The sequence below is a fragment of the Marihabitans asiaticum genome (assembly GCF_007828725.1).
GTDB classification, from domain to species: Bacteria; Actinomycetota; Actinomycetes; order Actinomycetales; family Dermatophilaceae; genus Marihabitans; species Marihabitans asiaticum.
Genome location: NZ_VIUW01000001.1, coordinates 90,415 through 110,948, shown reverse-complemented (window position 1 = coordinate 110,948; position 20,534 = coordinate 90,415). Strand labels below are relative to the sequence as shown.

The 20,534-nt window shown below is 70.8% G+C and carries 8 protein-coding genes; all 8 read right to left on the bottom strand.

Annotated features, from left to right (window positions below):
- Window position 1: 1 nt before the first annotated feature.
- Complete coding sequence (locus FB557_RS00465; protein ID WP_144854656.1) at window positions 2-973, bottom strand: hypothetical protein; 972 nt, start codon at window positions 971-973, stop codon at window positions 2-4.
- Entirely contained in the window at window positions 973-3,081 is a 2,109-nt protein-coding gene (locus FB557_RS00460) for a hypothetical protein (protein ID WP_144854654.1), read from the bottom strand. The genes FB557_RS00465 and FB557_RS00460 overlap by 1 nt, the downstream gene beginning before the upstream one ends.
- Entirely contained in the window at window positions 3,078-13,010 is a 9,933-nt protein-coding gene (locus FB557_RS00455; protein ID WP_144854652.1) for a DUF6603 domain-containing protein, read from the bottom strand. Before FB557_RS00455 ends, FB557_RS00460 begins: the two co-directional genes overlap by 4 nt.
- A gap of 13 nt (window positions 13,011-13,023) precedes the next feature.
- Window positions 13,024-13,665, bottom strand: a complete 642-nt coding sequence (locus tag FB557_RS00450; RefSeq protein ID WP_144854650.1) for a hypothetical protein — start codon at window positions 13,663-13,665, stop codon at window positions 13,024-13,026.
- Between the two features lie 517 nt (window positions 13,666-14,182).
- Window positions 14,183-16,081, bottom strand: coding sequence for a protein kinase family protein (locus FB557_RS00445; protein ID WP_144854649.1), 1,899 nt, complete (start codon window positions 16,079-16,081; stop codon window positions 14,183-14,185).
- Window positions 16,082-16,225: 144 nt separating this feature from the next.
- A complete protein-coding gene (gene murJ, locus FB557_RS00440) occupies window positions 16,226-17,902 on the bottom strand; it encodes a murein biosynthesis integral membrane protein MurJ (RefSeq protein WP_246074255.1) in 1,677 nt (558 codons plus the stop codon).
- Window positions 17,899-20,007: a DUF6049 family protein gene (locus tag FB557_RS00435; RefSeq protein WP_144854647.1), complete on the bottom strand. Its 2,109-nt coding sequence runs from the start codon at window positions 20,005-20,007 to the stop codon at window positions 17,899-17,901. The genes murJ and FB557_RS00435 overlap by 4 nt, the downstream gene beginning before the upstream one ends.
- Complete coding sequence (locus FB557_RS00430) at window positions 19,980-20,462, bottom strand: NUDIX hydrolase (protein WP_144854644.1); 483 nt, start codon at window positions 20,460-20,462, stop codon at window positions 19,980-19,982. The genes FB557_RS00435 and FB557_RS00430 overlap by 28 nt, the downstream gene beginning before the upstream one ends.
- Window positions 20,463-20,534 lie beyond the last annotated feature (72 nt).

Sequence of the window (20,534 nt, the reverse complement as noted above, 5' to 3'; positions counted from 1 at the left end):
ATCAGCCTCCATCGTGTGCGATCGTCGCCCAGTTGATGTACGACACGGTGGCCTTGAAGACCGAGGCGTATTGCGCGGATTCGTCATCGCCCCACACCTGACGCCAGGGGAACCGGATCATCTGGAGCGCATACTCGGCGGAGTCCAGGGAGTCTTGGGCGCCGGTGCCGTGAAGCTCGGCCAGGTCCTTCTCGAGTTGCTCGATATCGATCACCCCACTGGCTCCGGGCAGGCTGCGGAACATGACGGGCACCGGATCCTCGTTCAGGTACTCAAAAGAGTCCCGGTCGCGGGGCGGCACCACCGCGGTGGCCCCCGAGCCGTCGATCTCCATGTCAACCCCGAACTGCACTCCTTGTCGCGGTTCTTCAAGGTGCACCACTTCGGGGATGCCATCGATGAGGCAGAACAGCACGCCCGGGGCCAGCCGCTCCAGCCGCAACAAGCGCAGGCGGCGAGGGTCGTCGTCGGCATAGCGGGCGTCGTCGGCCTCATCGGGGTCAACGGAAAAGGCCCGCACGTGCAGTCCGGGCCAGCCCGCGACCGCAGCGGAGCGCAGAATGAAGCCGCTGACGGCCCCCACCTGGCCACCGAACCGAGCCGTGCCCGCTAGCCGACGCACATTGCGCTCTTCGGTATCGAGCTCAGCGCGGATCGCGGGGTAGGCGGCGCTGAGGTCAACCCGATCATCGGTGGTTACCGTGCCGACGGAGAGTGCGCCTTGCACCAACGCGTCGGTCCAGCGGCGGTCAAGGTAGAACCAGCGGATCGACTCCATCGGCAACAGCTCGGTGTCGGCCACGAGGTTGGCGAACGGCACCCCGTTCAGCAACCGCAGGGAGACCAGCCAGGAGCGCAGGTCGGCGGGCATCGCGGTGTCTTCATCATCAACCGCTGCGATCAGGGGCTCGGCGACTTGGCTGGCCAGGGTCAGCGGAAGGTCGTGAATCAGGGTGGTCGTGTGCAACTGCATCAGGGCGCCTCCCTCGTCGGCGATTTGGTGCTACCGGCACTCGCGCCTGCGGCGTGGTCCAGGTCGCTGGTGTCGCCCACCAACGCGGCGAACGCTTCCCGGGCGGCCGGGTCGCCATCGCGTAGACGTGCGGCGGCCTCGGCCAAGGGCACGGGACCGTCGGGCAGGATGATCGTGGGTACCCCGCTGCTGCTGAGCACACCCCCGCTCCCGAACACCGGCTGGTCGGCGCCCACCAAGGTGTCACGTACCCGCAGATCGAGCGCCCCGTCGAGCACCGGGGTGACCGTATCGCGCACCAAGCCGGTCAAGGTACCGCCACCGATGTCGGCCTCATGGATGACCACCGGCGGTCGGTCCGCGAGGTCGAGCACCACGGCCTCAAGGTCGCCGCGGAAGCTGAACTCGGTGCCAAACCCGGCGCTGAGGATGCCCACCGGGTCGCCGGTCAATTCCGGCACACTGCCCGGCCGGAAGAGTTGCAGCGGCTCGCCCAGGGCACCGACCGGGTTTCCCACGATGTCGGCCGCCAGATGCCGTCCGAGGAGGTAGCCGACATCGCCCGGCAGGATGGTCAGGTCGTCGTCCAGGCGCAGTACCCCTTCGAGCAGGTCGGCCCAGATGGTGGTGGCCCGGGCGGCGATGTACCGGGTTTGACGCCACCGCAAGAGTGCGGCCACGGTTGAGGGAGTGTTCAGCGCCAGGAGCCGCCCGATCTCGAATGCGCTCGACAGCGAGAGGTCCTCGCGACCATCGGGAACATACATCCGCAGTTGGTCGCTGGCGTGCGCCAGCGGGAGCCGGTCGGCGCGTTCGTCGCCCGGGTGCGGCAGCAACGGGCCGCGGTACCAGGCCCGGGTCTCGTCGCCAGATCGGGTGCGATGTGTCAGCCCCACATGTCCGGTCTCCAGGGCCTCCAACGGGGGGCGAGCGGGGGCCGACTCCGGTGCCGGGTCGCGCGGCATGGTTCCCAGCAGCCCTGAGTCGAGGTCTTCCATGAGCGAACGGAAGGTCAGCGACCCGGTGGTGGTGAAAGACCAGTGCAGCAGAACCGGGAAGCGGCGCTCGGTCTGCAGTAGCGCGCCCGCGACATTGGTGGCGTTGACCGTCGCGTGGTACATCGCGTCGATGGTCTGCCGGGTGCTGCGGGTCCAGCCCCGAGCTCCGCTGTTGGCGACCGCTCCGCTTGCCGGAGTGGCGATGGATGCCGTCACCGCGGCATCGGCGACAAACGCCTGAGGTCCTGGCGCGACGAGATTGGCGCCCTGGAGTTTGATGCCCCCCGCCGTCACGCGAGGGTTGTAGACAGTGCCCATACTCACGTGGTCGTAGGTGGCGTGGGTAACGGTTAACGGGCTCAGGTGGGGTGCGGTCGCCAAAGCGCAAGTCAGCTGGCGCGGAGGCGACTCCGCAAGAAGGGTGTCGAACTGTCCTTCGAGATTGATCAGCGCGGCGGTGTACTTAGTGGGCACCTGCGCACCGGAGGGATCGGTGGCAGGCAACGGCAGGCGGTTGGCGATGACCACGGCCAGGAAGCCGTCGTCATCGCCCAGCATCAACTCGGTGTCGTTGATATCGACTTCGCGGGCATGCGCCAGGAGCGGCACGTCCTTGCGCGTGGGGAAGATCGTGCGCACCATGGCCTCGCTGATCGCGAGGTAGTTGGCGGTTGAGACCTCGGCGGCGCCATCGAGGGTCAGCCCGGGGGTGACACATTCGGCTACCGGCTGCGCGGTGCGCAACTCCGCCTCGTGCTCTTGGAAGACCACCAACGCCAACCAGGGGATGGTGCTGTCGTCGGCGACATCGCGTTCCCACGGCAGCGTGCGCCGTTTGATCACAATCTGCGGCAGCCGAGAGCCCCACGCACCCTGCGACTCCGCGGGCGGGAAGGTCGACAGCACTTGGTCGGGGGGTAGCAGGTACCGCGGTGAGGTGATCTCGACGTGCATCGAAGCATCGGCAACACCGAGGTCCGAGCCGTCCAGGCTTTCGCCGTTCGCGCCGGTACCCGCCATCTCGTGGCTGGCGGTGAAACGGTAGGTGCCCGCAGCCAACGGCGGGTCGAGGTGGGCGTGCAGCTGGAAGTGGCCGGGATCGATACTCATCGGGGCCTCCTACGAAGTCGGATGCCGACCGCGCCGGCGGGCACGCCGCGGCGAGGGCCACTGCTGCCGCTGATCACGCGTTCGCGCGGGAGCGGACCGGCGTCTGGGGCCATCACCCGCGGGGACGCGGCCGTGGCGCTGCGCGCTCGGGGGCTGCGCTGGCCGGGCGGGTCGTTGTAGGTCACGCGAGCCCCCGGGCCGGTGGTGGCGGAGAGTGCTGCCACCACCCCGGTCAGCCCGTCGCGAGCCAGCACCGAAGCAGCGTCGGTGGCGGCAAGCGAACTGGTGAGCACTCCCACCACCCGCATGCGATCGGTCATGGGGGTGACGACGGTCATGGGGCCGTCGGTATCGGCCAAGGCGTAGGTCAGCATCACGACTTCCCCGCTGGTGGTGGCTACCGGGGGTTGCAGAGCGCCGTTGGACTGCGTGGCCCGGCGCGCGCCGCGCAGGGTGAACGCGATGTCATCGAGCGCGCCGGGGGTGACCCCCGTGATCGCGATCGTGAGCGACGATCCAGCGATCGGGAAGTCAGTGGTGACCACGCGGGAGTGGCGCAAGAAGGCGGCGGCGGTACTCCACCCGGCTCCCGCGCGGGCGGAGGTACCGGCCGTGGTCAGGGTGCAGCCAGCGGCGAGGGCGGCGTCGGCGGAGAGCCCAGCCACCCGGGAAGACAACTGCCACCCCGCCTGCTTGGCGCTAACTGGCGTGGGGTCGCTGTGCAACCCCACGACCGTGGTGCCAGAGGGGAGCTTCACCTGCCCGTCGCGCACCTGCGCATCGAGCGCCACGCGGGTTCCAGCAATGGCCACCACGCGGGCGTGTCCATCGATAGTCAGCGATGCAGGACTCTGCGTGGTGTCGAGGTGGGGGTCGGGCAGGGCGAGCGTCACCACATCGCCGCTGCGCAGAAGCGAGGGCTTGGTGTCGGCGCGAGCCCGCGGTGATGACGCCACCCGAGGGGAGCGCCCCGCTGCGGACCCCAACCCGCCGATCATCTGCTGCACGGCCAGTGCGCCCAAGGGTCCGCTGCGCTGGCTGCGAGCACCACCGGTGACATCGGTACGGGGTAGCGCGCCGGCGCCACCGACCGCGGTCAGGGTGCCTCCGGTCACCGATGCGGCCAGCGAGTTTTGAGTGAGCTGAACCGGCAGCATGCGCCCTAAGCGACCGTGGACCGACGCGGTGGTAGGAGCGGGACGCCGGGCGAGGCGGCCATCGCTGACTGTGGTGCGCACGCTCGCCATCAGGGCACCCGCCCCGGCGCTGAAGACACCGGTGACGTAGGGGCGCCGCGGCAACCGAGCGAGTTCTTGGCCGGGGAGGTCGAGCTCGACCCGGTCACCGGCGGTGCCTTCGCGGTCGGACAGACCCTCGGTGAGCAGTCCGGGCAAAGGCGGCGCCACTCGCTCGCGGCTGAATCGGGCGCGACTGACCGCGGTGCGGGCCGGGGCGAGATGCGCTCCGTAGAGGGCGTCGGCAGCTAACCCCAGCGCTTCGGTGGAGGTGGTGGGCACGACCAGGGAGAACCGCCGCGAGGCGCGCAGCATCTCGCGCCGGGCTCGGGCCGATGCCGTGAGCGGCAGGGGCCGCCGCCCGCTGTCGACCCGGTAGTAGTTGATCTGGGGGCCGGTGGGAGTGGGCTGGGCTCTGGCGACCAGCGTGACGCAGGTGCCTGAGCTCACGACGTCGGTGGAAGGCAGAGCCGTGTTGTCGGCGTCGTCGCTCTGCGGCTGGCCCCACACCCCCAGCGGGAAGGACTCGCGAGTGAAGCGCGAGCCCGACTGCCCGACGCTGCCATCGCCGAGACCGAGAACCAGTGGGGTGAGGTCATCGTTTGGCACCCGCACCCAACGCCCACCCTCACGGCGGGTGACCGATAGGCGGAGCAGCGAGGAACTCAAGGTGGCGCCCATGGGGGCTACCCCCAATGATGCCGGCGAGCCGTCCAGCGTCGGGGTCAGTGAGATCAGGTCGAGCTCTTCTCCGAGCGAGAACCCGGTCATGGGGATGCTGGTGGTGATCGAGAACTCGAACTCGGCGAAGACCCGGAAGGGCAGATCGAGGCTGCCATCGGCCGATGGTGCCCCGGTATCGCCCTGCGTTGAACTGGGCAGGGTGCCGGCGCCGGTGATGGCGGAGATGGCCCGCGCGGTGGAGCTGGTGGCGGCTTCGAGGTACTTCTCGATGAACTCCGGCCATGACACGAGGGCCGGTTCGATGCGCCGCTTGCTGCCGAAGTCGACATCGACATCGCAGGGGCCGATCTCGAAGGTGGCCGTGCCGGCGAAGTCCGGGCCCCAGCAGGTGATGGTGGCGCCGATGCTGATCGAAATTCGAATCCGAATGAATCCGAGCTTGATGTTCAGGCCGGCGCTGATCCGGGCGTAGGCCATGACCTCGAACCAGAACGGGTCGAAATACACGATGCCGTGGGCGCCAAAGGCAACCTTGGCCCAGACCCAGCCCCAGTCGAGGCTGACTTCGACATCGACTCCCGCCATCAGCGCCTCGGAGGTCAGGGCGAAGTAGGCGCCGCCCTTGATGACCAAGGCGTCGGAGATCCGCCACTCGAGGCCGAGCCGCGGGACCACCGGGTAACCCTCGACGTGGAAGTTGGGGTGGTAGCCGCCCAAGGTGAGCACGAACTGCCCCGCGAGCGGGCCCTTCCACCACACGGCGAAGGCGAAGCCACCGGTGAGGCGCACGTCTTCATAGAGCAACCAGCTGTTTTCGGTGAGCTGGGCCTGGATCAGGAAGACGCCCTCTTTGGTGGAGAACCGGGCGAGCAGCGCCAACTCGATGGAGACGATGGCGGCGCCGGGGCGAGGGAGGGCCATGCGCGCCAACCCGAGCAGGTTGATTTCCAGGCCGTTGCCAAAGGAGACGGCGATGACCGCCACCCCGTCGACCAGAGCGAAGCTGGTGAACGAGATGCCAGCAGCAAACCAGAACGTGCCGACTTCGTGCGGGAAGTACTCCGAGAGCCGCCGCAACTCGCCCATGGGGTCATCGGGGGCTTGCGCGCCGGGGTCAAGCGCCTGCAAGAACGGGAAGCTGGGGAAGTCATTGAGATCCGAAGGGATGACCAGCCCACGGTTGATACCGAAGCCGCCGCCGAGCCCGGTGAGGAAGAACGCAGGCGGCCCCCCGATGGGTCCGTTGACCGCGCCGAAGATGAAGAACGAGGTGCCATCGGGGCCTTGGCTGTAGCCACCGAACACCGATAGGCCGTAGGTCGCGAAGCGGGCCACCAACATCCCCACGTACGAGACCTGCTGATCTGGAGGTTCACCCTCAACCGTCTTGAGGAGACCACCCGAAAGCATGATCCCCGACAGGTCGGCGCTCACTGCCAACCCCATGAGGTCGACCGACCAGCTGGAGATGGACAGCACGTCGCCGCCCAGCCACGAAATCGAGAGTTGTTCGACGGCGGCGGTGAGGCCAAACATCGACACCGAGCCGTTGAACAGCAAGGTGATCCGGGTGACCTGCCCACCGGACTCGGCGGTGTCCAAACCGACGGCATCGAGGTAGAGCGGCCCCAGTTGCCGCTGGATAACCAACCACCACGGGCCGGGTGGATCGCCCGCGCGCAGGCTGACGCCGAGATTGTGGCCGGGGGGCTTTTGGATCGCGAGCGACGGGCTGAAGGCGGGCCGGTTCTCGCCCGCTTCGGCTCCCGCGTCTTCCATGATGCCGCTGGCCACCGCGTTGTTGCCGCCCGCGCCTCCGGGCGTGATCGCCAGCCCTTCGATCTGCACCCGGGCGCCGCCGCCCACGCCCGCACCGGAGGCTTCGGCATAAGTATGCACGCCGATGGCGTCGACCGTGAGCCCGCCCAACGTGAGCAGGGGCCCGGTGCCCGCGCCGATGCGCACGCCCAGGCCAGCGACGGCGAAACGGGGCGAGAGCTCGAGAGAGGTGCCGGTGCCCTCCAACACGTAGATAGACAACCCGCCTTCAACGGGGGCATCGATCCAGGCGCTGTCGACCTCGAGGTCGAGCGTGGTTTCGCCGGTGACCAGTGGCAGCGAGGACCCAGCGGGCAGGGATACTGCGACGCCGATCTGCTGGCGTCCCCCACCAGTGGGACGGGCGGCGAAACCGACCGTGAGAGCTCCCGCGATCTCGATGCTCAGGGCCTCCGCTGCGGTCGCGCAGTTCCAGGCCAGCCGTTGCAGCCGGGTGAACAGCGCCTCGGGGTCGAGCAAATCGGAGAACAGGGTGGGGTCAAGGGTGGTGTCACCGTCGGTAAAGACCACCTCTTGGAGCGCGGCGACCACCTTGGCCGACAGGATCGATTGCAGCTGCTCGGCCAATACCCCGGTGACGATGGAGAGCAAGCCACTGAGCGCTCGCGTGGCGATCAGCACGGGGTCGGTGTCGATGCTGAGGTCGCCAGGCCCGACCCGCGTCAGGGCTACCAGTTCTGGAGCGCTGCCGTCGAGGGCCCAGGCCACTCGTAGCTGGGCGTCGCCGTCATCATCGAGAGCGATGCCGGCGCTGATGGAGCGGCTGAAACCAGCAGAGCTCACCCCGGCCTCAATGCTGACGGCGGGGCGCAGGCGAACTGGTCCGGCATCGAGCAGGATCGGGGCCGCGCTCACCGCGAGGTGTACCCCGGTGCCGCTGAGGCGCACGTGGTCGATGGTCAGGGTGCCGTGCCCGTCGAGGTCGATGCTGGCGAAGAAGGAGATTGCGCGCTCGGGCCCGGCGCTGATCAGGTCGATACCACCGACCGCGCCGGTGGTGAGGGCGATCCGGGTGGTGCCCGGGCTGGGAGTGGTGACGGCCACGACGCTCTGCGCGGGGTCGAGAGCCTCCGCGAGGAGGTCGATGCCGCTGACCACCAGGTCGGGCAGGTGCGCCAGGAGGTGGCTGGCCGGGTCCCCCGCGAAGGTGGTCAAGGCCGCCGAGTCGACGTCGTCGCTGGCATCCAGCAGACCCAAGGCTCCGGTCAAGGCGTGAACCGCGCGGGCCACATCTGAAAGCAGGGGATCGGTGGAGGTGCGCTCATCGATGAGCCGGTTCAGCACCAGCACAATGACGGCCGTGGCGCCCGTGGCCACCGCCTCCCCTAGACCCGGGCCAGCGGGATAGATGGGCAACGGCGTGCCGCCCGCGCGCAGAGCAGAGAGGGTGACGCTGGGGCTAATTTGCAGCTGGGCGCCCCATCCATCAACGGCCGAGCTGATGCCCAGCGCTGGCGCGAGGTGGCCGGTACGGCTGATGGCGAGCCCGGCGGCGATCGTACTGACGCTGGCGTGGCCGTCGATGGTGGTGGAAAGGTCGGCTTCCAGGGTGAGCGTCAAGGAGTCGCCGGTCAGCACGTAGGCCAGAGCGATCTCGTCGGAGAAGGTCCACAGGCCTGGGGTGAAACTGGGAACGAGGAGTTCGCCCAGCGCGTCGAGGGCGCTGCTCGCGACCGTCGTCGGGTCGAGCGTGCGCAGCCAGGCGCCGGGGGCGTCGAGCAAACCCCACGGGGTAACCATCTCCGGCAGCAGGTCGGTGCCGTGCTCGCGCAGCAGGCCGATGGCGGTCAGGAGGGCGTCAACCAGGTCCTTGCGGGCACCCGCCAGGGCCCGCATGCCCTCGGCCAGGAGCCGCAGCGCCAGTCCGGGGGCGAGGTCGCGCACCAGGGTCAGCGCGGCGTCGGGTGAGGGGTGGGGGAAGAGCTCGATGCGATGTGGTGTCTGGGCGCCGCGGGCGAACTCAACGATCGCCGTGGGGCCGCCCGGGCCAGCCGTCAGGACCACCTGCGCCCCGCCGAGCTGGGGATCGATCTCGCCCACCGTGGCGCTTGCCGTGGCCCCAATCGCGCTGGCTTCGACGGCGACGCGGATGGGTGGCATGCCGGGTTCGTCGAGGGTTACGACGGCGGTCAGGCTGCGACTGGCGAGGTCGACATCGGCGTACGCCTGGTCTAGGCCAATCCGCACCTGGGTCGGTGGCAGGGACGGCGGCTGGATGGTGGTGGACAGCGTCCGCAGCAGGGTGGCTACGTGGTTGGCTCCGGTAGCAAGCGCCGCATCGACCAGGCTGCGGGGGTCGTGCAGGAGGGTGTCAACGGCGCTCGGGTCGAGGCCACCGTCGCGAATGAGACCGGCCGCAGTCAGCAAATCGGCCAGCGCCGGCGCGTCGCGAACGACGCGTCCCACCACTTCACCGAGGAGCAGTTTGACCTCGGGCAGGGCCAAGCTGGCGTCGGCTTCCAGGGCTTCGGGGGTGACCAGCCAGCGGGTGCGGGTGACCCCGAAGGCGGTGGCGTCGTGAAGGACGAGGTAGCCCGAACCGGGCCCGCCCGCCAGGGGAATGAGCACGTGGATCTCGGCCCAGCGCACCTCGAGGTCTCGGCTATCTGCCCCCGGTCCGCCGACCATCCATCCATCGGTGATCCCGAGGTCGAGCTGCATATCCAGGGTAGAGCCGGCGCTCGCCGTGGGCCCCGCTCGCTCGACGGTCAGCAACTCCAGCCGGGCCCCGGCGCCCACCGTGATGCCGCCTATGTCGCCGGCCACCACGGGGAGGTCGATGCCGGCATGGAGGCTGGTCATGAGGGCGGTGGTTGCGGGCTCCTCGGACCGGGTATGTAGCGCGTGCCCGATCACGGCAGCCAGGCCGTGGGCTACCGCGCTGGCGTCGACAGCTCCGAACACGGCATGCACCGGCGTGCCGGCGGGCAAGGGCTCGGTGGCGGCGGTGGGCAAGTCCGGGGCGATGGGTACCGAGAGCGCGTGCTGGATCAGGGCCGTGCCGCGCATGAGGTCGGAGCTGTCGAGCCACTCTGGTGACCCAGGGGTGGCGCCCGTCTCCACGAGCGCGCCCAAGAGACGGAGGGCGTTGCCGGGCAGCCCGACCTGCAACCCGGTCACCGCCACGGCCGGGTGCCACGGCGTGCCGACCGTGGCCACCGCCGCCACGTGAGCTCCGTGGGCCGCGCGGACGCACGCGGCCCCCGCAGCGCCGTGCCCAACCAGCGTGACCGGGTTGGTGGGGCTGGCGATGGCCTCGGCAATGAGGTCAGCTTGGACCTGCACCGGATCCACCCCTGGGCGCTGTGCCAGGGAGGCGGCAACGGTGGGCAGCTTCAGGTAGCGAGTGGTGGTGGCGCCTGCCGGCATGGGGGTGGGGGAGCCGGTGGTGGCATCGATGCTCTCGGTGGCCGAGCGGCCGGTGAGCCAGTCGTCGCTGCAGCCGACGTGCACCACGAGGGCGGCCGGATCGATAGCGCCGAGCGGGAGCCCGTTCATGGCGGCGGCAGAGAGCTCGGCCAGACTGTGGCCGTCGAGCACGGTGGACCCAATGCCCGCAGGGACCGTTGCTGGCGGGGCGATCACCCCGTCGGTTCCGGCCCAGCGTGCGATCAACAGGTCGAAACCCTCGGCCACTCCGGGACGAGCGACGAGCTGATCGCCGATGTCGGGGTAGGTGATGGCGGCCTGGGTCAAGGCTGCTGCGAGGTCGTGCCCGCTGGGCGTGGCGGTGTCGTACAGAATGCTGTCCCAGCCAGCGACCCCGCGCATCGGGGGCCGGGGCGGGCACCCAGGCTGGGTCCATACGGCGAGCGCGGGGGCAGCACTCTGGCCGGCGAGGGGGGCGCGGAAGGGGCGCTGCGTCGAGCCCGCACCCAGCGCTCGGTTCAGTGACCCGGCACTGAGCACGAGAGCAGCGGCATCCATGACGGTGGCCAAGCGCGAGCAGTCGAGGACGAGCTCAGCGGCCCAGGTGCGCAGGGCCTGCGCCGGGTCGTTCACCAGGTCGGCCAATGACAGGGCGGGGAGGGTTCCGCTCCAGCCGATCAGCGTCATCATCCGACGCACGACCGGACCGCCGAGTTCAGCCAGCAGAACGGTGACCGTGTCTTGAATCGCGTCCCAGTCGGGGTCGGCGGTGTCCGGGAAGACGATGGGAATCGTGGTGTCGTCGGCGGTGGTGATCGACAAACCGGGGTGCCAGGGGTCGATCGAGAGGCCCGCGCCGGGGGACCAGGTGAGGCTCGCGCCGAGCCCAGTGGCGTGGGCGGTGAGACTGCCGAACGGAACGTTGAGGGTGGGGCCGCCGATGGGGGTGGCCACCACGTTGGCGCTCAGGGCGGTGCCGAAAACCGTGCTGCCGGTGGTGAGATCCACTGCCAGGGCGTCGAGCTGGGCCGAGGCGGTCAGGCGCACGGTGTCGGTGATGTCGTGGCTGATGTCGCTGTGCACGGCGAGGTGCACGGTGGAGCCCTCGCGCCAGACCCGGAGGTCAACGGTGGCGGCTGTCGAGAGGAAGGGGAGACGCCAGGGGTCCGCGGGGGTTCCGGAACCGGGGATGGCGGAGGTGGCGTCGGTGAGCAGATCACGCAGGTGACCTAGCAACTCCTGGGCCGCAGCCGAGGTGGTGGTGACCTCGTCGTAGTAGCCCCGCAGGGCCCCCAGTGGATTGCTGATGAGGGTGGCCACGCTCGTTCCGCTTACCCCGGCCGGGGGGTTGATGCCAATCAGGGCCAGCAGCGCGTCGGCGGCATCGCCCAAGCCGGATAGGGCGTCGGTGAGGGCGCCATCGAGCACGGTGTTCGCGGCATCCAGTGCCGCGTCGGGGTTTGAGAGATCCAGGACGTCGTGGTGGGTTCCGGTGAGCGTGACGTCATGGAGGGTGAGGGTGAAGGCTGGTGGGCTTTGCTCGCGTGAGGTGAGCCCGAGGTGGAGTGAGCCGATGTCGAGGTCGGCGGTGTCGATCAGGTCGCTGCCGCCAGCGTCGGCCCCGAACACGGCTTCCAGACCCGCCGACGGCAGGGCCACGGCCGCGCCCGTAGCGGTGTCGAGCCGCAACAGGTCGGCGTGCACTCGGATGTCGGCGCCGGGGCGGGTCTCGCGCGTGAGCCGCACCCAGGGCACCAACGTGCTGGCGCCCCCCAACCCCGGGGTGACCCGCAAGCCGATGACGAGGTCGGCGTCGCCGAGGGAGTACGACACGGCATCCTGCGCGGGGAGCGCAGTGCCCTCGACGAGGTCGGCTAGCTCTGCCAGCCAGGTGTCGCGTAGCGGGTCGTTTCCCAGGATCTGCTCGGCCCATTCCACGATCACCGCAAGGCCCCGCGTGGGCACCTCCGCCCACGCCGGGGCCGGGAGTCCGGTCACATCGCGCAGGCCGAGGATTCCTGCAAGAGCAGTGACGACCCGCAGTGCTGGGTCCGAAGGGTCTAGAGAATCGAGGTGGGCGCGCAGGAGTCCGATGACCAGGTCGAGCAGGTCGGTGCCGAGTTCGCCCGAATCGGTGAGGTCATCGATGCTGAGTTCGTGGTTGGCGGGAGCGGTAGCCCCAGGCAGTTGCAGGTTGGTGAGGTTCAGGGCGAAGCCGACGTCTTGGTTCGCAGCTGTGGGTACCAGCAGCGTGAGGCCAGCGCCGCCGAGGTGGGCCTGCCCGGGGGTGGGCGCGGCGGAGGTGAAGGTGGCATCGAGGCTGATCTCGATATCGGCACCGGGGCGCCCGAGGAAGAGCCAGCGCGGGGTGGTGCCACTGGCGTCTCGGGTGTCGGGGCCCTCGCGGGGAACCTGGAACAGGGGGACGTGAACGCTGCCGCTGACGGAGGGCTCGCCGTCACCGTGAGCGAATTCTGCGGCCACACCCAAGCGAACGGCTCCGGCGACAGGGGTGAGCACCGCGTAAATGGTGACGTTGGGATCGCCGCTGAAGAACAGTGGCACCCATGTGGCTTCCCCTTCGGCGTGCCGTTCGGGGGGGCCGAGGGTTGCGTCAACAAAATCGACCAGGGCATCGCGCTGGTCGTCGTTGGAGAGCATGGTTTTCAGCCCGGTGGGGTTTTCGGCTGAGCCTCCCACTGGGTCGGTAAACCAGGCGGCGTTGTTGCCGGTGTCGTCCGTGAGGCCGATGGCACGCGTGAGAGCCGCGAGATCGCCGAGATCCGATTCCGCCAGCGTCATGCCATCACCTCCGTTAGTCCCGCAGGTTGTGCCGGGCCATGGGTTGAATGTGCAGGGTGCCTGAACCTGAGGCGATGGCCACCGGGATCAGGGGTCGGCCCTGGGTGTCTTTGCCGGCGCGTTCGGCCAGGCGGCGGGCGGTTTCGAGCAGGGCTTCCCAGGCGAAGGCGACGATGGCGTCAGACCACCGGTCGACGATCACGTCGGGGCCGAGCAGGCGGCGTTGGGTTGACATGGTCAGACCCGCTGGGCGGTCGTGAGTGCCCACGGCGAAGGGCACTTCGATGGCGGCGGGGGCGTCGAGCTGATCGCAGGCCACCTTGATGCCGATGCGCACGAGTCCCACCAGGCAGGTGATGGTGGTGGCGCTGATGTCGACCAGGAGTTCGTCGTCGCCATCGGCCCAGACCACGAGCGGGCGCCCATCGGCCGGGAGGTCGGCCACGAAGCGCACCACGCTGCGCAGCACCTCGCGGGCGTCGGTTTGGGGCACGGCGAAGTCTTTGGGGGTGAGCGTGCCGGGCTCGAGCACCGCGTCATCGGGCAGCTGGAAAAACCAGTTCTTGCCCGCGATGGTGTCGTCGAAGGTGAGGAAGACCGGGTTGAGCGGGTGCAGGTCGAACCCCGTGGTGTGGCCGGAGGTGATCTCGCTCATCTTCCGCCTCTTGCCCTGGCCAGTGCGGTGACGGCTCTGACCCGGGGGGCCAGGTTCGCCGTACTCTTCGGCGCCTGCCGAGCGGTGGTGACCTCGCGGCAGGCCCCGCGTGGGGTCCTCAGTGGTTCGAAGGGCCGCCCCCGCCGACGGGGTGATACATCAACAAGGGTCTACTCACCATCCCGTGACCCAGATCACACTGTCAATACCGGGAGGGGTACACACTCCGTTCTCTTGGCCTCCCCGGGCCCACGGCATCACCCGATCCGCTCGGATCATCACAGGCAACAGCCCCTGCTGCCGCTCGGCGAATTACATCCACGCGGTGCACTCCTTCGCCTCACGCCACGACGGATCCGCCCCCCGCCCCCAAGCACAACGGCAGGGTCGAGCGCTACCAACGCGCCAAGACTATGGAATGCCTCTACGCCGCCGACGTATCAGAACAAGTCCGCCGCGACGCACTCCAAACCTGGCTCACCTACGACAACAACCACTGCACCTCGGAAGATTCGGATCAGCGCAGGACGACCTCGGCCAGGGACGCGCGGTGCCGACCGTCGTCGCCCTGGACGGTGGAGGTGAACCAGATGGTGACGTACTGGCCGGTGATCGGCTGATCGGCGCTGATGGTGATCTCGCCGTCGGCGCCGCTGCTCTGGCCCAGCTGCCCGGACTCGATGCCGGGGGTGTCGCCGACGTGCACCTGCACGGTGGTGGCCGTCGGGAGGGTCAACGTCGCCGAGCGGACCTCTTGTGCCTGGCCCAGGTCGAGCACGAGCCCGACTCCGGGCTTGTTGCCCATGTTCTCGGCGGCGTACCCCTCGGTCTGCCAGGACGTCTCGGCGTTGCCGTCGAAGACGCGCGGCGCCTCGGCGTTGTGCTCCCCGTCCCCGGCGATCGGGTCGTACCCGATGGCGGAGAGCACCGGGATGGGCTCGCCGCCGGCGTCGCCTCCCTCGCCACCACCCCCGTCGCTAGGGGTCTCGTTGGGGTCGGTCGTCTTGACCGCGGTGGGCTCGACGTCGGAGCCGAAGATCGCCTCGAGGTCGGTGTTGCTCCCGATGTTGGAGACCCCGATGAAGCCGAGGACCCCGGCGACGGCGACGATCGCGGCCATGATCCCGACGACGAGGCGAGACTGGCTCGACGACGGCGTGTACCCGGTCTCCTCGGGCAGCAGCGGGGCGGCCGCCTCGATCCGGTCGGCGCTCCCTGCGCTGCCGAGACTGACCCGGTCCCGGCTCTCGGAGGTACGGACGGCCTCGCGCTGGGCGCGGCGGTCCGCGGCGGCGGCCTCGGCGCGGTCACGGGTGCGCTGCGCGGCTCGCCCCACCCGCTCGCCGATCACCCGGCTGCCGCCGGCGATGACCTTGCCCCTGCCGGCGAGCGCCTTGCCGCCCCCGGCGAGCACCCCGGACACGCCAGCTGCTGCCGCCACGCCCGCCGCTCCGCGACGGCCGGTGGATCCCTGCGCGCCCTCCGGGTCCTCATCCTGCCCGTCGTCCGCGGCGTCGCCGTCCTGGGCATCAGCGCCGGCCTCGTCGGCTCCGTCCCCGTCGCGGTCCGCCAGCGGAGCGGCCATCGGCTCGATGTCAACCGGTCCGCCGACGGGCTGCCCGCGGGGTGGGTCGTCGCCCGCCAGGGCGGGCTCGTCGACGAGGAGAGGCATCCGTGACCAGGGGGCCACGGACGAGGCGTACTCGCCCGGGGTGTCGGGTCCTGCGTCCTCGGCGAGGGCTTCGCGGCACAGCGTGTCGAGATCTCCGGGCACCTTGTCGACCAGATGCGAAGGGGGCACCACCACCCCGGCGTCGCGGGGCGCGGGCTCGAGGCCCTCACCGTCGCCGGGCAGGGGCCACCGGCCGGTCAGCCCGGCGTAGGCGAGCGCGACGACCGCGGTGGCGTCGGCCTCGTCAGCCGCACGCCCCTCCTCGTCGATGCCCGCCAGCATGGCGTCGACGGCCAGTCCCTGGACCGCGACCGACCCGTCGCCGCCGATGACGACGGCCGACGGGGTGAGCGTGAGGTGGTGCAGGCCCCGGCGCCGCGCCGCCTCGAGGGCGGTCGCGGCCTCCCCGGAGATCCGCCGCACCTCCTCGGCCGGCAGCCCGTCGCCGATGAGGTCGGACAGCCGCCGGTCGTGCGGGTCCCCCGACTCGACCACCCAGCCGAAGCTCTCGTCCTGCTCGACGTCGAGGATGCGGGTCAGGTTGGGGTGGACCACGCCGCTGGCCCGCCGGGCCGCGTCCAGGGCAGCGTCGAGCCCGTCGTGGTCGGCGGGGACGACGAGCACGACGACATCGCGGTCGAGGTCCTCGTCCCGCGCGCTCCAGCGTTCGGAGCCGAAGCGTGCCTGGACGCGCTCGCCGAGGGTGTATCGGCCGAGCGTCTGCCCGGGGTGCACACCGTGCACGTCGGATCCCTTCGGTCGGCGGTCACGTACTCTGCCGCGTCATCCTAGGCCGCTGCTCTGGTGCGGCCAGGTTCCGACCCGCCGCCCCCTCCCCGTCGCGCGTGAGGTGGGGCGAAGGGAGGACCGGGACCGGGTTGCTCCGAGTCAGCTGCGGCGGACCCGCCGCAGCACCGGCCCGAGGACGTCAGCGACCTCGGGCACGCGCATCCGGGCGGCGAGGGCGAGGGCGACGAGCAGCAGGACCGGCCCGGCGACCCCGACCACGGCGACCGAGGTGAGCCAGCCGTCGGCGGCCACCCGGGTGAGCGCGAGCACCACCGCACCGGCGAGCACGGTGGCCACGCCGGCGGCGACGAGCAGCCGGACGTTCTGCTGAACGACGCCGGCGAGGCCGAGCGGCCCGAGCCGGCGACGTAGCAGATGCAGCCCCAGCGCGGCGCCGGCGAGATTGCTCACGGTCTGCCCGATGCCGACCCAGGTCGCCGTGTGCTCGAAGGGCCGGGTGGCGGCGAAGAGGGTGAAGGCCACGGCCACGCCGGTGACGATCAGCTGGAGGACGAAGGGGGTCTTGCCGTCCTCGTAGGCGTAGCAGGCCCGCTGCACGAGGTAGTACCACCCGTAGGGCACGAGCCCGACCGCCATCGCGACGAAGACCCCGACCGCCGCCCGGGCGTCGGCGGTCGGCGTGCCGGGCAGCAGCGCCGGGAGCACCCACGGGGAGAGCAGCACCATCGCGGCCGTGCCGGGGATGAGCACCACGGCCGGCAGCCGCATGCCGCTGCGCAGGTCGGCCTTGACCGACTCGGTGTCGCCGTCCTGGGCCGCGCCGGACAGACGGGTGAAGATCGCCGTCACGAGCGAGACGGTGATGATCGAGTGCGGCAGCATGAAGATGAGGAAGGCGAACTGGTACGCCGTCAGACCCGCAGCCGCGGCGCCGGCCTGGACGGAGGCGTCCGAGGCGCCGGTGAGCACCGGGCTGGTGACGAGGATGAACCCCAGCTGGCTGATCGCGACCGCACCGAAGGCCCACATCGCCATCCGCGACGCGCTGCCCAGCCCGCTCCCGCGCAGCCCCCAGGTCGGCCGGTAGCGGAAGCCGATCGCCCGCAGCGGCGGGATGAGCACGAGCGCCTGCACGACGATCGACAACGTCGCCGACCCGGCGAGCACCGCGATCATCGTCGCGTCCCACGACCCGACGTCGGTGACGGTGCGCTTGCCCTGCAGCAGGAACCACGCGAGCCCGGCGATCGCGACGACGTTGGCGACCGCGGGCGCCCACATGTACGCCGCGAAGCGGCTGTGCGCGTTGAGCACCTGCCCGAGCAGGGTGTAGAGACCGTAGAAGAACATCTGCGGCAGGCAGATGAAGGCGAAGGCGATCGCCAGCCCGCGGGCGTCGTCGTCCCAGCCCTTGCTCACGACGAGCCACACGAGGAGGGGGGCGGCGAGGGTGAGCAGGACGGTGGCTGCACCCATGATCGCCATGGCGACGGTGAGCAGCCGGTTGACGAAGACCTCACCGTCCGGCCGTCGGCTGGCCTTGGTGATCTGCGGGACGATGACGGCGTTGAGGACGCCGCCGGCGAGGAGCAGGTGGAAGAGGTTGGGCAGAGTGTTCGCGGCGTTCCAGGCGTCCGCGGCCAGCCCGACACCGCCGACGACGGCGATGGTCATCGACTGGCGCACCATCCCGAGGACCCGGCTGACCATCGTCCCCGACGCCATGAGGGCACCGGAACGCACGAGCGAGGGTCCCCCCTTCGCCCCGGGTGCCGCAGACGACGGCGAAGGGGTGGTCTCGGGCCGGTCGCTCACTGCGGCTCCTCCTGGGGCGGGCTGGTCGGGCCCGCCTCGGCGGGCCGCCGCCGCAGGCTACGCCAGGTGCCGAAGGCGACCGAGGCGAGTGCCACGGCGCCGATGGCCCAGTAGATCCAGCTGCCGGTCGGGCTGACCTGGGCGCGCAGCTCGGCCTCGGCCGACAGCGGATGGCCGCTCGGGTCGGTGACCGAGACCGCCACGGGCACCCGCCCTGGCGCCAGGGCGGTGGCCTGGAAGGTCACGGTGTGGCGCGAGCGGGGACCGACCGCGACCGGCTCGGGCTCGCTGTCGATCCGCAGGATCGGCGAGCCCGGCTCGAGGCGGACGACGAGGTTGTCCAGGGCGACGTCGGTGTGGTTCTCGACGGTGATCTGCAGCCGCCCGGTCTCGGCGAAGAAGTTGACCTCGCCGGAGGAGACGGTGAGGTCCTCCTCGGTGAGCCGGACCGCGTCCCGGGTGCTGGTGAGCAGGGTGGAGAACTCCGCGCGGGCGTGGCGCCACCGCGCCGAGGTCAGCTCGTCCTGGGCCTCGGCGATCATCGGCTCCCAGGTGTCCTGGTCGGCCCGCACGGAGGCGAAGGAGCGGCGTGCGCGGATGCCCTGCGCGAGGGTGTCGACCCGGCTCGGCGTAAGCACCGACGGGCCGAGGTCGTCCTCGGCCAGGTCGAGGTCGTCGACGGTCTCGGGGAGCTGCACGGTGCCGGCGGCGGGCGGGGCGGCCTCCGTCTCGTCCTCCTCGAGCGTCCCGGGCCGCAGCCAGGGGATCTGCGCGGTCGCCGCGCGCATCGCCGCGTAGCCCGTCGGGTCGGGGGTGCTGCCGCGAGCGGGGACGACTGCGATGGTGCGGGCGATCCCCGGCAGGTCCCCGAGCACGGCCGCGGAGTCCGCGACGAGCCGTTGGCGGGCGAGCAGCGCGTCGGCGCCGTCGCCGATCTGGCCCGCGAGTGCCGAGAGCTCGGGGTCGGTCACGAGCAGGGCGGTCCCGTCCTGGGCTCGCTGCTGGGCGTCGGGGGTTCGGCTGACGCCGACGAGTGAGCTGCGCGGCACGGCGACGGTGGGTCGGCTCGTGCCGAGCCCGGCCAGGACCTCGGCCCCGGTCGCGGTGAGCACCTCGTCGCCGGGCCAGACGAGGGTGCCGGCGGCGCCGATCTCCTCGGCGGCCGCGACCGCGCCGTCGAGCCTGGGGCGGAGGAGGTCGGCCGCCTCGCGACTGGTCCCCGCGGCGAGGACGTCGGCGTCGGCCTCGGGGAGGATCATCGTGCGGTCCGGGTCGAGGGCGTCGGCGAGGTCTCGCGCGCTGTCCTGGCGCACCTGCCGCTCCGCCTCGGGGGCGACCTCGACGCCCGGTGCCCGGCCGGGCAGGAGCCACGGGTCGACCAACCAGATCTCCCCCTTCGCCGTTCCGCCCTCGATCGTGGTGGCCAGGGCGGAGCCTTCGCCGAGGACCTCCTGCCAGGCCTCGCTGCGGGCCTCGCCCGGCGGCGACCAGAGGTCGGCGCGCGCGGGCAGGGTGACCGGCACGCCCCAGAGGATGCCGAGCGGCTCGTACTCCTTGGTGCGGTGCACCCCGACGAAGGTGTGCACCGCGATCTCGTCGGTCTGGATGCTGATCGGTGCGGCACCGTACGGGCGTCCGGGCAGGAGATCCTCGGCCGGCACCGAGAGGCTGAAGGAGTCGCTCTCGCCGGGGGCGAGCCTGGCCTCGTCGCCGGTGTCGTCGTCCACGGCGGTCCCGCCCACGGGGTTGGTGCCCCCCGCCCAGGCGGTGATGTCCTGCCGGTCCGGGCCGACCCGCCCGATCGCGACGGCGATGCGGGGCCGGTCGATGGCGGCGTCGCCGGTGTTGGTGACCCGCCCCTCGATCTCGGCCCGCGGCTCGTCCCCGTCCTCGTCCGACCCACCGTCCGCGGTCTCGGTGGTGGTGTCGACGACGGTGGTGATCGAGGTCAGGGTGATGCTCACCCCGTCGTCGGGGGCGGCCGGGGCCGACGGGGCGGAGGGTGCCGCGGTTGCGCTGCTGACCAGGGCGGTCGTCGCGAGGACCCCGAGCAGCAGGGTCAGGACGACCGCCAGGCTCAGGCGTCGCCGGCGAGCCGGTGCCACGCTTCCCTCGCGATGCGCCTTTCGTTGGGGAAGGTGAGGTGCCGGTGCGCCTCACGCAGCGGCAGCCAGGCGACGTCGACCGCCTCGTGATCGGGGTCCTTCTCGATCGTGAGGTACCCACCGACGGCTTCGAGCAGGTAGTGGTGGACAAACTTGTGGATCCGGTGGTCGCTCGTGGCGAACCAGTAGTCGATCGTCCCGAGCTCGACGAGCACCCGCGCCTCGATGCCGGTCTCCTCGGCGACCTCCCGGGCCGCGGTCTCGACGAGGGTCTCTTCCCCTTCGATGTGGCCCTTGGGCAGGCACCACTCGAGCCGTCCGGCCCGGTTGCGCCGAGCGATGACCGCGATGCGGGCCTGGCCCTCGTGCACGTCGACGACCACGCCCCCCGCGCTGCGCTCCTCGACCGCGGGCAGCCTCCGCGGCGCTCGAGGGGCGTGGGCGGCGTTCGTCATGGAAGTCACCATAGCCACATGCGTCTCGGCGTGAGCTGGGCGAGCACAATCGTCCCGCTGCGTAGTCTCGTG